This window comes from Marinobacterium rhizophilum DSM 18822, assembly GCF_000378045.1.
Classification (GTDB): domain Bacteria; phylum Pseudomonadota; class Gammaproteobacteria; order Pseudomonadales; family Balneatricaceae; genus Marinobacterium_A; species Marinobacterium_A rhizophilum.
On record NZ_KB899094.1, the window covers coordinates 104,753 to 117,399 of the forward strand.

A 12,647-nucleotide genomic window follows, 5' to 3' on the forward strand; every position below is an offset into this window, starting at 1 on the left:
CCCTATTCAGGGCAGAAAGGAAGAGTATGAAAAGCCTGGAACTGAAAGTACCGCCATTAATAATCGCATGTCTTTGTGCTCTGGCCATGTTTGGTATTTCAAGGTTTTTTGAAAAGCAGCGTTTTTTGGCAGGGCTTGGCGATGTGATTGGTTTTGTATTTGTTGTTACGGGAATCCTTGTCGCGGTAGCGGGCATTGTCGCTTTTCGCAAGGCCAGAACAACAGTCAACCCGTTGCGTAATGGCAATATTTCCGCGCTGGTCACAAGCGGTATTTACTCGATGACAAGGAACCCAATGTACGTGGGGATTTTACTTCTGCTGACAGGTTTTGGGTTGTTGCTGTCAAGTCTGTATTCATTGGTCATGTGTGTCGTGTTTGTACTTTACATTGATCGTTTTCAGATTCAGCCAGAAGAAAAAATGCTCGAGGCGATCTTTAAAAATGACTATGTGTTGTACAAGGCCAGGGTACGCAGGTGGGTGTGAGCAGTTAGACTCTGCGGGAATTAAACCTCTGCTAAAAACGTAACGCTCATTCGCTTTGATGTCATGCTTTTTGCCAAGACAGCCAGCGGCTGCCGCTGGCTGCGGTTGGGTTTACTTCAGCCAGAGCATCAGCTGCGCAGCGCAGAATTACCCTTTCAGTTTCCCGGATGTACCAGTGCCCCCAGGCCTGCTTCGGCAAGGGCGCGCAGTAGCATCGCGCGGATAACGCTGGCCTGTTCCAGCTCCAGCGCACGGGTCAGCAGTTCCTCGCCCTGCTGACGGCTAAAGGAGCGGATAACCCATTTGATACGTAAAAGATCACCTGCGCTCAGACTCAGGCTCTCGATGCCCATGCCCAGCAACAGCAATGCAACGGCGGGATCGCCGGCGGCTTCGCCACAGACGCAGACGGGTTTGCCATAGCGCCGGCCCGCTTCCGCCACCTGGATCAGAGCGCGGATGACCGCCGGGTGCAGGGCATCGAACCAGCGCGCCACGCGCTCGTTGTTGCGGTCCACTGCGAGCAGGTACTGGGTCAGGTCGTTGGTGCCTACACACAGAAACTCAACCCGCCGAGCCAGTTCCTGTGCCTGATAAACGGCGGCGGGTACCTCGATCATGACGCCCAGCGGCGGCATGGTAATGTCTTCCTCGCGGTCTTGCAGATCATGGCAGGCCCGGTTGATCAGCACAATTGCCTCATCGAGGTCTTCAACACGGCTGATCATTGGCAGTAACAGGCGAAGATTGCCAAGCCCTGCATTCGCCTTGAGCATGGCGCTAATTTGCGTGAGAAAAATCTCGGGATTGTCCAGGGATATGCGAATGCCGCGCCAGCCCAGGTAGGGATTTTCTTCCTGTACCGGGAAGTAGGTCAGCGCCTTGTCGCCGCCGATGTCCAGGGTTCGAAGTGTCACGGGGCGGGGGTGGAAGGCTTCCAGTACCTGGCGGTACAGCACGTACTGTTCATCTTCGGTGGGAAAGCTGTCGCGCACCATAAAAGGAAACTCGGTGCGGTAGAGGCCAATCCCTTCGGATCCGCGGAACAGTGAGTGTTTAAGGTCAGACAGCAGGCCTGCATTGGTATAGAGCGGCAGGCGGACACCATCGAGGGTTTCGGCCGGCAGGTCACGCAGATTCTGCAGGTCCTGGCTCAGCTTTTCCTCCTGGCGCTGTACACGTCTGAAGTCCTTCTTCAAGGCTTCGCTGGGATCCAGGTAGATGCGGCCCTGGTAGCCATCCACGATCAGGCTTCGGCCATGAAGTTCACTTAAGGCAATATCGCCGACGATCCCCATGATGGCGGGGACTTCCATCGAGCGCGCCAGGATGGCCAGGTGGGACAGGCTTGAGCCGTGTCCCGAGATAACGCCGGCGAGCTTCTGCGCCGGCACGGCGGTAAGGTCAACGGGGCTCAGGTTCTCACCGATCAGGACAGTGTCTGCTGGGTAGTCGATTTCGCCATCTGTGTTGGCGGACTGCAGCCGGGCCAGCAGTCTGCGCCCTATATCAAGGATATCGTGGGCTCTTTCGCGCAGATAGGGATCGTCCATGGCTTCAAACATGCGCACATGTTCCAGAATACTTTCGCGCAGGGCTCCCGGTGCCCAGTTGCCCTGACGGATGCGGCGTACCGTGGCTTCGAACAGTTCCTCGCTGCGCGCGATCATCGCATAAGCACGGAACAGGGCACGGTCTTCAGCGCCAAGCCCCGAATCGAGCCGTTCGGCGAGGCGCTCGAAATCCTTTGACACGCTGTCGATGGCCGCCTGCAATGCGCTTATTTCAGCCTCGCTGTCGTCTGTTGTTCGGTCCGGTACATGATTGAGATCCACTGGTGAAAACACCAGCATGCCCGTGCCCATTGCGATGCCCGGAGCACCGGCGCCACCTTCATACTGGGTGGGCTTGCTGTTCTGGGCGGTGGCGTTGCCAGGCAGGGCGCTCTGGTTGAGAGACAGTGCGAGGGTGCCGGCCAGTTGTGCCGCCAGGGTTGCCAGGAATGCCTGCTCGGATTTTTTGAAGCGGCTTTGTGCAGTGTGCTGCGCGACGAGTACGCCGAGCAGCTCCTGGCGGTGAATAATAGGAACGCCGAGAAATCCATGGTATGGCTCCTCGCCGGCATCCTGCAGATGACAGTAGCGAGAATGGGTCGGCGCATTACGTATATTCACCGGCGCGCGGCGCTCTGCCACCAGGCCCACCAGTCCCGTGCGCTGTTTCAATCGCACATTCCCTACGGCTTCCGGGTTGAGGCCTTCACTGGCCATGAGTACATAATGACGGTGGGCCTGATCGCTCAGGTACACGGAGCAGGCGTCGGTGTGCAGGGTGTTGCGTACGCCTGTGACGATGGCCTGAAGGGCTGCCTGTAGCGAGTCTGTTCGGCTGACCTTCTCGACAATCTGGTGCAACTGGGTGAGTTTCTTCAGCGGGCTGGTGGAGTGTCGCGCGGGTTTTTCCGATGCAGTTAATGCGCTATCCGGGCGGTCACTCTGGGGGGGCACGGCGCTGTTTAGCGTGCTGTCTTTTGCGTTTGTGTGCAGTGGATTCTTGTTAGACATGATTGCTCCTTTTGGAGAGCCAGAAGCCTGTCGCAGGAATGATCCGTGCAAACAGGTAACTGTTTAGTCTTCACTCTATAAGTCTGAATGACGCTTGTCATTGTCGGTGCAAAATTCACCTGAATGTTCCAGCCAGAAGATGTGCGCTTGTGTATGGGTATGGCCAGCTGTTGAAAGGCGTTGGTGCAGCCGCGGGCACAGACGCAACACCGTGCAGTAGCGTTGATCGTTTTTCAACGGCTTGCTAGAGCAAAGACAACTGGTCGCCGGTCTGGGGAGGTACGCTAAACAGGTCGGTCCGCAGCCTCAGGCTCTCTCGCTGGCCCAGACCGTACTTGTTCAACGCCAGTCGAAAACGCTGGGCAATCATTTCTGCAAAAAGCCCCTCGCCGCGCATTCGGTTGCCAAAGCGACTGTCGTTCTCGCGTCCATCCCGGCTTTGGCGTATCAGGCTCATCACGTGTTCTGCGCGTTCGGGGTAGTGACAGTCGAGCCATTCGCGGAACAGGTCTTTCACTTCGTGGGGCAGGCGTATGAAGACGTAGTTCGCCGAACGGGCGCCGGCCGTGGCGCTTGCTTCCAGGATTGACTCGAGTTCCCGGTCATTGACCATCGGAATCAGCGGTGCAACCAGCACACCCACCGGTACGCCGGCGTCGGTCAGCGCGCGGATGGCGTTGAGCCGGGTACGAGGCCCGGCGGCACGCGGCTCCAGCGTGCGTTTGAGCTGCGGGTCCAGCGTGGTCATGCTGATCATCACCGAGCAGAGCTGCTGTGCGGCCATGGCGCCAAGAATATCCAGGTCACGGGTGATCAGCGCGCCCTTGGTGATGATCGAAAATGGATGGCGGAAACGGGCCAGTACCTCGAGCAGTTCGCGGGTGATGCGCCGCTGCTGTTCCAGTGGCTGGTAGGGGTCGGTGTTGGCACCCAGGGTAATCGGCCTGCAGCGGTAGCTCCTGGCCCGCAGCTCGTGCTCCAGCCGTTCGGCAGCGCCCTCCTTGCAGATGATATGGGTCTCGAAATCAAGCCCCGGCGACAGGTCCCAGTAGGCATGGCTGGGGCGTGCGTAGCAATAGATGCAGCCGTGCTCGCAGCCGCGGTAGGGATTGATCGACTGCTCAAAGGGCACGTCGGGTGACTGGTTGCGGCTGATGATGGTCTTCGGCCGTTCCTCGATCTGCACTGTGGCGATGCGGGCGGGCATTTCGCCGTCGTCGACCGGATCGATCTCGCTGCGGGTCGGCGCGAAGCGGTTGGCCGGATTGGAAAGGGCGCCGCGACCCTTGAGCGGTTTGGACATGGCGGACTACTGCTGTAAATGAGTACTGTTTAAATATACAGTATTTTGCCAGCAAGGCGAATCCCTGTTGCACTTCGCAGCTAGCAGCCTGTCGGGCTTGGCCGATCGTAGCGAGGGAAAGTCCGATTTGTTCAGCACATCCCTGTGCTTCACCCCTTCGGTGTTTGCACGTTCAATCGTTCCCGGCGATTGAATGAGGCAGTTTTTGAGCTCTTTTGAGAGCCAATAGCGGTTCTAATTTGTTGACCACTACATACATTGTCAGCCGCAGCGGTACCGAAAATCTGTAGGAGCCCGCTCCGCGGGCGAACAGGGCTTAGGCAGGCACCCGATTCGCCCGGAGACCGGGCTCCTACCCCCTGAATTGAGATATGAATGGACCTATTTGCAGGTCAGATTCAAGACAATAAAGAGTACATAAAATGACCCCTCTTTACCGGAGAGAAGCGGCTTTTCCGCACAATTGCATGGATGCAGGAGGTAGGGCGAAGCAGGATGCCAGAGCCGAGTAGACCCGTGCTAAGTTCCACAGGCTGCTAGGCATCGAGGACGCATGGCCAGACCGGTATTCAATGCAAAGCGTCCAGTCCGGGCGCCGGATTATGTATCGGCGATCTCCGGCAGCAGGCGGTCGTATTCGCGTTTGACGACCGCATAGCATTCGCAGGACCTGGCCTCCAGTCCGGCCCGGTCCACGACGGTGATGCGGCCACGGTGGTAGTGGATCAGACCGGCTTCCTGCAGTTTGCCGGCGGCCTCGGTGACGCCCTCGCGGCGTACCCCGAGCATGTTGGCGATCAGCTCCTGCGTCATCAGCAACTCGTCCGACGACAGCCGGTCGCGGCTCAGCAGCAGCCAGCGGCAGAGTTGCTGGTCAAGGCTGTGATGCCGGTTGCACACCGCCGTCTGCGCCATCTGGGTCAGCAGTGCCTGGGTGTAGCGCAGCAGCAGATGCTGCAGCGCGATCGAGTCCTGGAACGCCTGCTTCAGCAGTTGCCCCGGCAGCCGGTAGGCGTGGCCGGCGCTCTGCACGACGGCACGGTTGGGCATGGTTTCGCCGCCCATGAACAGGGCAACGCCGATGATACCCTCGTTACCAACCACGGCGACTTCGGCCGAAGCACCATCGAGCATGACGTAGAGCAGGGAGACGATGGAGTCGGTCGGGAAATACACGTGGCGCAACTCGCGGCCGGACTCGTAGAGCACGTGACCGAGCGGCAGCGGGACACTTTCCAGATGCGGACTGATACGTGCATATTCATCCGCCGACAGGGCGGCGAGCAGGTGATTCTGGAGTGGATCATCAATGGGAAGCACGGCCGATCTCCTGTTCCGGTTACACGCCACGCACACAGTCCCCTGCCTGACAGGACTTTTTCGATGCCTGACGTACCGCCACAAATATAGATTATTTGTTCCGGCCAGGCAGCCGTTCGCGGCCGCCGTGGCCGCCGCAATGCGCACTATGAGCGCTAGCGTACAGAACTTTGCCGGCAGCTGCGAGATGATACATACAAGGATCGGCGTTGGAATTGGAAACTGCCTTGGTAACGGGGTCGTGGAAGCCTTAACGGCCCGTCCCGTACAGCCACTGAGATAGAGGTCATACAATGAAAACGCTACAAAATATTGCACTTGGCGCCCTGGTCGCCGGTATGTTGCTCGGTCTGGCGGGGTGTTCCGGCATGTCGCAGCGGGATTCCAATACCGCCATAGGTGCCGGCGTCGGCGCCGTCGGCGGTGCTGTACTCACCGGTGGCAGCGCGGTCGGTACCGTGGGTGGTGCCGCAGTCGGTGGCATCATCGGCCACGAAATCGACACCAAATAGGGCTTGTCCATTTAGGCTTGTCCACGCAGGTTTGCCGCGCCCGCCGCTTTGAGCGGGCGCGGCATTTTTACGTCGGTGCCGCCAGAGCGCGTTAGGCACAAAAAAAACCGGTTCCCTGCTAAAAGGACACCGGTTTTTTGGGTCTTGTAAGGAAATCTATCTGCTCGGTCATGGCGACAGCCAGCCCGTGCCAGCGGCCTCTTGGCGCTGGCGGGGCTCCTTATCACCGGCAGGTTTCACTGGCCCTAGTTTACCGGCGCCGGCTCAGGCCCATGACCAGTGAAATGACAAACAGCACGATAAAAACCAGGAACAGGATTTTGGCGATTTCGACGGCGCCGGCTGCGATACCGGTGAATCCCAGTACCCCGGCGACCAGGGCGACAATGAAAAATACCACGGCATAATGCAGCATCTTTGTTTCCCTTCTCTAGTTACGGTCAGTGGGCCCGGATGCAAACCGGCGCCATGCTGGCGTTACTTGATCCGCATGTCATTTTTGACCGATCTTACGCCCTCGACGTGTCGGGCCAACTCGACGACCTTGTAGATATCGGCCCGTGAACTGACGAAACCGCTCAGTTGCACCACGCCCTTGAAGGTCTCGACGTTGATCTCGGCGGATTTCAGTGTGGGTTCATTGAAGATCGCCGCCTTCACTTTGGTGGTTATGACGGTGTCGTCAATATACTCGCCGGTTCCTTCCTGCTGGGCGGTGGATGCGCAGCCCACGAGCAGGGCCAGCATGGCAACGAGGAAAAAGGCGGGAAAACGTCTAAGTAATGGCATGATCTGGTACTCCGGATAGGCAGGGGACTGGCAGTCTGATTTGCTTTGGACTGCACTGGCGAGCAGCACGCACAGGTGTACGTGCCCCCGTCATTGCTCTAAATGGTCGTTTAATTCGGTGCCGGCGTCTGTGCGCAAGCGCACATTGCGGCGGTTGGTTGCGGATTACGGCCACTGGCCATTGCGGGCGTCACCGGCGGCCTGGCCGCTAGCACATGCCGGTGATCAAATTCTGGGTCGGATTGCTATCACGAGGATTGTATGATTTGGGCGTAAAGCGAGTTGTCGCTTTTGAAACAGCTGCAGGCTGACGCCTCCAGGCCGCTGCGGTCGAGGATCCTGATGTCCCCGCGGTGGTAGCGGATCAGTTTGCGGTTTTGCAGCGTGCCGGCCGCCTTGGTGATGCCGACACGGCGTACGCCCAGAATCCGGGACAGGAGTTCGTGGGTGACATGAATACGGTTTGAGTGCGCCCGATCCTCTGCCATCAGGAGCAAGCGGGCAAGACGTGCTTCCAGCAGGTGGAAGCGGTTGCAGGCCGCGGTCTGTGCCAGCTGGCCCATCATCACATAGAGATAGCGTTGCAGCAGACTTCGACATGCAGCGCTGAGTTCGAGTTCGCGGCAAAACTGCGCGCTCTCCATGCGCAGCGCCTGGCCCGGACCCAGTACGCTGGCATGCATAAGAGACCGATCCAGGCCGAGTAACAGCGAGATACCCAGCATCCCTTCATTCCCGACCAGCATCACTCCGAGGCGGGCGGGCCCGTTCATCATTGTCGTCAGGGAAATGAAACTATCCGTCGGGAAGTAGACATAACGCAGGGGGGGGCCAGGTTTCGCCAGCACCTCGCCGAAGGTCAATGTGACCTGCTCGCAACCGGCCAGAAAGCGCTGGCGCTCCGGGTCTGGCAAGGCCGCAATCAGTCGATTGACGGCAGCGACAGGTTTCGTAATCGGCATAATGATTTTCCTTGTGTGGAAAATACAGCAAGCGGTACCGGTTACGGTCGATATGTCACGCCGACACTGCCCCTGACGCTGATGCGTCCACTTAAGCTTGAAGCGAAAGCGGGAGGCTGTCTGGACGCTAGCGCACATAGGGCCCCGGCATTTGGCCGCTATGAGCGCTAGCGTACAGAAGCCCCTGTCGAAAGTGGGCGATGATAGCAATGACGATCGACGCAGACTTTCGGATCGCACCGTCGCGCACGCGGTACCGGTGCACGGAATTCCTCGGTGGTCATCATCGTTACGCGGGATCGTTACGCGAGCGCTATGCTCGTTCGAACGACGGCGATGCCGGCCTCCAGCAGCCTGTCTGGCTTGGCCGGTCGTAGCGAGGGAAAGTCTGTTTTGAGGCAGTTTTTGGGCTCTTTTGAGGCGAATAGTGGTTCTATTTAACAAAAAAGAGTACGAAAAATGACCCCTCTTTGCATAAGAGAAGCGGCTTTTCCGCACGACTGCATGGATGCAGGAGGTAGGGCGAAGCAGGATGCCAGAGCCGAGTAGATCAGTGTTAAGTCCGACAGGTTGCTAGGGCTTGCACCCTCTTCACGTTAGGCAGGAGACTTGTCATGAAATTGATGTATGGATTCGGTTCGGCACTGGCGCTGCTGGCAGTGCTGATGCTGGGCGGTTGTGAAACCATGAACAACCGGTCCAACAGTTCCGGTTACGGCACGTCCGACAACAGATCCGATTACGGCAGAACCGACTACAGATCTTCCGACAACAGGTCATCGGATTACGGTGCCGATAATCAGACCACTATCTATTCGGGTTACGGTGTCGTGCAGTCGATCGAACTGGTGCGACAGGAGAGCAGTGCTAACGGTAGTGGCGGTGTGGGTATGGGCACCATCGCCGGAGCCGTTGTCGGGGGCGTGGTCGGAAGCCAGGTGGGGTCCGGCCGCGGCAGCACGGCGGCGACAATCATTGGTGCGGCTGGCGGCGCCTATATCGGCCATGAGCTGGAAAACCGGCAACAAACACAGCAGGTCACCGATGTATACAGCGTCCGCGTGCGTATGGAGAACGGTGTCACTCAAACGCTGTTGCTGAGCAACAACCCGGACCTGCGTGTGGGTGACCGGGTCAGAATAAGCAACGGCGTCATGGAGCGGTACTGAGCAGGAGTCTGGTCCGGCATCATCCCGCCGGCGAAGCGTCGATCCCGGTTGCCCTGCAGGGGCGGCCGGTAAGAGTCCGCCGGGTTCCCTGGCGGATTGCGAATCAACAAGAGGCATTCATCATGAAAGGGCTCAAGACCGCCGGCACGCTACTGTTTACGGCAGTGTTGCTGGCAGCATTATCTGGCTGCGAGAAGGAAGGACCGACAGAGCAAACCGACAAGGAGGTCGACAAGGCGATGGAGGAGGCCGGTGAGCAGATTGAACAAACCGGCGAAGATATCAAGGAGGCGGCCAAATAGCATGAGTGACGGGTACCCGGCCACTGGCCAGCCGCGGGGCTGTTGTCATGGGTGATCGACTGAAGTGTCTTATTCATCGTATCCGGGAGCGGCTGTGGGAACTGTCATTCAATATCGCTGTGCTGTCCGTCGCCTGGAGTTGATCTCACTGCCTCTGGGGAAGAGCCTGTACGAATCCGGCGAGATCCTGTGCCATGTGTATTTTCCCACCGGCTCGATCATCTCTGTGCTGTAAACGATGGCATCCGGTGCATCCTGCTGCATGTGGGCCCAGGCATGGCAGAGCATCGGCGAGCCGCTGTTCGAGTCCTTCTCCGCCCGTGAGAGCGGACGCTGGTGCTCGATGCTGGTGCTCGATGGAGAGAGGATATGTGGTTACGTGCCAGTTGTGACTTGACGTTCGATATCACGGTAGCGACCCCGTTTATTCTCATGTTGCGGCCGCGCAGCGGCGCGAATCAATGGGTTTCGCGCGAAGAATACAAGATCGAACCCGTTGTGCCGGTTTTCGAATTCACCGATGGCTACGGAAACCTGTGCCAGCGGCTGGTCGCTCCGACGGGAAGGTTTTCGGTCCACACAGTGGCTGACATGATGGTCGCTGACGGTGTCGACAGGGCGCCCGGCGCCCCTTTCGTGAATGTGCAGAATCTGCCGGATGGCGTGCTCTGTTACCTGTTGCCGAGTCGTTACTGCGAGTCCGACCATTTCAACGAGATGGCCGCCGAAATCACCTCGGGGCAGCTGTTGGGGTACGATCAGGTTGCGGCGATCGAGGCCTGGTTGCGCAGCGCATTCAGTTATGTACCGGGCAGCACCAGCGCCACCTTGTCCGCCGTGGAGGTGAACGCCAGGCAGGTCGGTATATGTCGTGATCTGGCGCATCTCGGCATCGCCTTGTGCCGCAGTCTCAGCATTCCGGCGCGCATGGTGGTGGGTTATCTCCATCACTTGGAACCCATGGATCTGCACGCCTGGTTCGAGGCCTACGTGGGCGGCCGCTGGTATACCTTCGATGCCACGCAGGCAGCGTTAAGAGGCGGGTATGTGGCGCTTGGCTACGGGCGGGATGCCGCCGATGTCGCGGTCTTCAATCAATTCGGCCCCGCCTCTTTTGCCACGGCGCAGACGGTGCGGGTCGAACGCATCCATGACTCGCCCTGAGCAGGAATCAGGAAACCTTCAACCATCTGCCGACGAGGATCGCCCGCTTGCTTTTCAACATCCAACATCGTACCCGCTATGACTATTCTCAACCGGTGCGGTTGAGCCCGCAGCAGCTGCGCTTTTACCCGCGCAGCGATGGCTCGCAGCGTGTCGTCGCCCATCGGCTCAATATCAGTCCCGCGCCGCACGGACAGAATGAACATCTCGATCTGGAAGGCAATCGCGTCACTCAAGTCTGGTTTGAGGGCGAAACCCGACATTTCGAGATCGAGGTCGACATGCAGGTCGAAACACTGCGCAAAAACGCTTTCGATTTCATGTTGGCGCCGGAATCAATGCGGTTGCCGATCGACCACGAGCAAGATGCAATCTGCGCCAGGGCCTATCTGGATCGCAACCGAGCGGATGACGCGGTGACCGCCTTTGCGGCGGAACTCAGCCTGGGCGTCAATCGTGATACCTTGCGATTTCTCGATCGCCTCAATCGGCAGTTGTACGATGAATTTACCCAGATCCACCGTCACTCAGGCGCGCCGCAGGCGCCGGCGTTCACATTGCAGAGCCGGCGCGGTGCCTGTCGCGATCTGGCGGTCTTGTTCGTCGACTGCTGTCGGGCCGAGGGCATAGCGGCGCGTTTTGTCAGTGGCTATCAGAAAGGCGACCTGCAGAGCGATCGTCGGGATCTGCATGCCTGGCCGGAGGTGTATCTGCCGGGTGCCGGTTGGCGCGGATTCGACCCGACCCATGGTCATGCGGTCGCCGATACGCATGTGACCATCGCGGCGGCGGCGCACGCACGCGATACCCTGCCCGTCATTGGTGTTTTTGTCGGTGGGGGGGCGAGAAGCGCGCTAGACTTCGCGGTGCAGATCCAGGTCTTGGACCTATAAGCGGTGATTCCGCCTGGTGAACCAAGACCTGAGCTTATGACCCTGGGCTTCCAGCAGGCTGAGCAATATGGGTAATCAGGAAACATTTTCAGCGTCACGGATCATTTTAATCACCGATATCATGGTTCGATTCTCCTGATGGGTACCTGGCTGTTGAGCAGCGTGCAAGCGGACCCGGCGGATGGTGCCGCCCTGGATCGAAAGTGGTCAGTAAACCGATCGCTCCTGTCGCTGGCTGCTTCGATCCGGCTGTGAGTGTGCACGGCGTGTCGGAGCCGTCGGCGAGGCAAAGTTCGAGTTCCTTTGATTCAGTGCGCGCCTATGAGCGCTAGCGTACAGAAGCCCCTCCCGAAAGTGGGCGATGATGGTCATGATGATCGACGCAGCTCCCGGATGGAGCGGTCATGTACGCGGTACCGGGGCATGGAATCTCTGTTCGGTCGCTATCATCGTTACGCACGCGGAACACAACCCCGGCTTCCGAGTAAGCGGCCGGGTCCGAATCAACCAGAGGTATGGATCATGAAAGGGCTCAAGACCGCCGGCACGCTACTGTTTACGGCAGTGTTGCTGGCAGCATTATCTGGCTGCGAGAAGGAAGGACCGGCAGAGCAGGCCGGCAAGGAGGTCGACAAGGCGATGGAGGAGGCCGGTGAGCAGATTGAACAAACCGGCGAAGATATCAAGGAGGCGGCCAAATAGCATTACTGACGGGTACCCGGCCACTGACCAGCCACGGGGCTGTTGTCATGGGTGATCGACTGAAGTTTCCTATTCCTTGCATCCGGGAGCGGCTGTGGGACCGGCCATTCATGACCGCTGTGTTGTCCGTCGCCGCCGTGTTTCCTGCAAAGGCGGCGGACGATCATGGCAGCGGCCGGCCAGTCATGGCGATCAACCAGGCTTCGATCGAGTCACTGCTTGCCATTATATCGGCCAGCATGCTGCTGATATTGCCACCCTTGCCATCGCATCGATGGTGTCCGCCTGGGCGTCAGCCAGCAGCAATGCAAGGCTGCACGCCTATTCGCTGGTTATTTCCGACTATATTTCCCAGAACGCGCTCTCGATCTTTGTGGGCGCCGTTATCTTCAGCATCGTTGCGCAGCTGCCTTGAAAAACGGTTATTCCACAGAGTGCCGGGCGCTTCGCTTTGTTCATCATCACCGGGCTGATACTTG

Annotated in this window: 15 protein-coding genes; 9 read left to right on the top strand and 6 right to left on the bottom strand. The window is 58.7% G+C overall.

The window, feature by feature from the left end:
- The first annotated feature begins 26 nt into the window (after positions 1–26).
- Positions 27–488 carry a methyltransferase family protein gene (locus F451_RS0108105; protein WP_026291605.1) on the top strand — a complete coding sequence of 154 codons (462 nt, stop codon included), beginning with the start codon at positions 27–29 and terminating at the stop codon, positions 486–488.
- A 155-nt stretch (positions 489–643) separates the two neighbouring features.
- Here the strand turns inward: F451_RS0108105 and ptsP are convergent, their stop codons facing one another.
- From ptsP to F451_RS0108120, 3 genes are all read right to left on the bottom strand, one after another.
- A complete protein-coding gene (ptsP, locus tag F451_RS0108110; RefSeq protein WP_020680860.1) occupies positions 644–3,052 on the bottom strand; it encodes a phosphoenolpyruvate--protein phosphotransferase in 2,409 nt (802 codons plus the stop codon).
- Between the two features lie 244 nt (positions 3,053–3,296).
- Positions 3,297–4,355 (bottom strand): PA0069 family radical SAM protein, encoded by a 1,059-nt coding sequence (locus F451_RS0108115; RefSeq protein WP_020680861.1) that lies wholly within the window; start codon positions 4,353–4,355, stop codon positions 3,297–3,299.
- Between the two features lie 600 nt (positions 4,356–4,955).
- Positions 4,956–5,675, bottom strand: a complete 720-nt coding sequence (locus F451_RS0108120) for a Crp/Fnr family transcriptional regulator (protein WP_020680862.1) — start codon at positions 5,673–5,675, stop codon at positions 4,956–4,958.
- Positions 5,676–5,968: 293 nt separating this feature from the next.
- Here F451_RS0108120 and F451_RS0108125 point away from each other — a divergent pair, with 293 nt between their 5' ends.
- The gene (locus tag F451_RS0108125; RefSeq protein WP_020680863.1) at positions 5,969–6,187 is read left to right on the top strand and encodes a glycine zipper 2TM domain-containing protein; all 219 of its coding nucleotides are present in this window, start codon (positions 5,969–5,971) and stop codon (positions 6,185–6,187) included.
- 250 nt (positions 6,188–6,437) lie between these two features.
- Here F451_RS0108125 and F451_RS27130 read toward each other — a convergent pair whose 3' ends face one another.
- From F451_RS27130 to F451_RS0108140, 3 genes are all read right to left on the bottom strand, one after another.
- A complete protein-coding gene (locus tag F451_RS27130) occupies positions 6,438–6,602 on the bottom strand; it encodes a DUF1328 domain-containing protein (RefSeq protein ID WP_020680864.1) in 165 nt (54 codons plus the stop codon).
- Between the two features lie 62 nt (positions 6,603–6,664).
- Positions 6,665–6,976: a BON domain-containing protein gene (locus tag F451_RS0108135; protein ID WP_020680865.1), complete on the bottom strand. Its 312-nt coding sequence runs from the start codon at positions 6,974–6,976 to the stop codon at positions 6,665–6,667.
- Between the two features lie 248 nt (positions 6,977–7,224).
- Positions 7,225–7,938, bottom strand: coding sequence for a Crp/Fnr family transcriptional regulator (locus tag F451_RS0108140; RefSeq protein ID WP_020680866.1), 714 nt, complete (start codon positions 7,936–7,938; stop codon positions 7,225–7,227).
- A gap of 614 nt (positions 7,939–8,552) precedes the next feature.
- On the opposite strand from F451_RS0108140, the gene F451_RS25070 reads away from it, so the two are divergent.
- The 7 genes from F451_RS25070 (at position 8,553) to F451_RS25075 (ending at position 12,583) form a co-directional block, all read left to right on the top strand.
- Complete coding sequence (locus F451_RS25070; protein WP_020680867.1) at positions 8,553–9,107, top strand: glycine zipper 2TM domain-containing protein; 555 nt, start codon at positions 8,553–8,555, stop codon at positions 9,105–9,107.
- Between the two features lie 122 nt (positions 9,108–9,229).
- A complete protein-coding gene (locus F451_RS0108150; RefSeq protein WP_020680868.1) occupies positions 9,230–9,409 on the top strand; it encodes a hypothetical protein in 180 nt (59 codons plus the stop codon).
- 94 nt (positions 9,410–9,503) lie between these two features.
- Positions 9,504–9,644, top strand: coding sequence for a hypothetical protein (locus tag F451_RS27135; RefSeq protein ID WP_205623991.1), 141 nt, complete (start codon positions 9,504–9,506; stop codon positions 9,642–9,644).
- Positions 9,645–9,778: 134 nt separating this feature from the next.
- Positions 9,779–10,573, top strand: a complete 795-nt coding sequence (locus tag F451_RS0108155) for a transglutaminase domain-containing protein (protein ID WP_020680869.1) — start codon at positions 9,779–9,781, stop codon at positions 10,571–10,573.
- 47 nt (positions 10,574–10,620) lie between these two features.
- Positions 10,621–11,466, top strand: coding sequence for a transglutaminase family protein (locus F451_RS0108160; RefSeq protein ID WP_020680870.1), 846 nt, complete (start codon positions 10,621–10,623; stop codon positions 11,464–11,466).
- 522 nt (positions 11,467–11,988) lie between these two features.
- The gene (locus F451_RS0108165) at positions 11,989–12,168 is read left to right on the top strand and encodes a hypothetical protein (RefSeq protein WP_020680871.1); all 180 of its coding nucleotides are present in this window, start codon (positions 11,989–11,991) and stop codon (positions 12,166–12,168) included.
- 94 nt (positions 12,169–12,262) lie between these two features.
- Positions 12,263–12,583 carry a hypothetical protein gene (locus tag F451_RS25075; RefSeq protein WP_026291607.1) on the top strand — a complete coding sequence of 107 codons (321 nt, stop codon included), beginning with the start codon at positions 12,263–12,265 and terminating at the stop codon, positions 12,581–12,583.
- Positions 12,584–12,647 lie beyond the last annotated feature (64 nt).

Bases quoted from the DNA above. Each gene is read 5' to 3' on its own strand.
- F451_RS0108105 (WP_026291605.1), top strand. From the start codon at position 27: ATGAAAAGCCTGGAACTGAAAGTACCGCCATTAATAATCGCATGTCTT.
- ptsP (WP_020680860.1), bottom strand. From the start codon at position 3,052: ATGTCTAACAAGAATCCACTGCACACAAACGCAAAAGACAGCACGCTA.
- F451_RS0108115 (WP_020680861.1), bottom strand. From the start codon at position 4,355: ATGTCCAAACCGCTCAAGGGTCGCGGCGCCCTTTCCAATCCGGCCAAC.
- F451_RS0108125 (WP_020680863.1), top strand. From the start codon at position 5,969: ATGAAAACGCTACAAAATATTGCACTTGGCGCCCTGGTCGCCGGTATG.
- F451_RS27130 (WP_020680864.1), bottom strand. From the start codon at position 6,602: ATGCTGCATTATGCCGTGGTATTTTTCATTGTCGCCCTGGTCGCCGGG.
- F451_RS0108135 (WP_020680865.1), bottom strand. From the start codon at position 6,976: ATGCCATTACTTAGACGTTTTCCCGCCTTTTTCCTCGTTGCCATGCTG.
- F451_RS0108140 (WP_020680866.1), bottom strand. From the start codon at position 7,938: ATGCCGATTACGAAACCTGTCGCTGCCGTCAATCGACTGATTGCGGCC.
- F451_RS25070 (WP_020680867.1), top strand. From the start codon at position 8,553: ATGAAATTGATGTATGGATTCGGTTCGGCACTGGCGCTGCTGGCAGTG.
- F451_RS0108150 (WP_020680868.1), top strand. From the start codon at position 9,230: ATGAAAGGGCTCAAGACCGCCGGCACGCTACTGTTTACGGCAGTGTTG.
- F451_RS0108155 (WP_020680869.1), top strand. From the start codon at position 9,779: ATGTGGTTACGTGCCAGTTGTGACTTGACGTTCGATATCACGGTAGCG.
- F451_RS0108165 (WP_020680871.1), top strand. From the start codon at position 11,989: ATGAAAGGGCTCAAGACCGCCGGCACGCTACTGTTTACGGCAGTGTTG.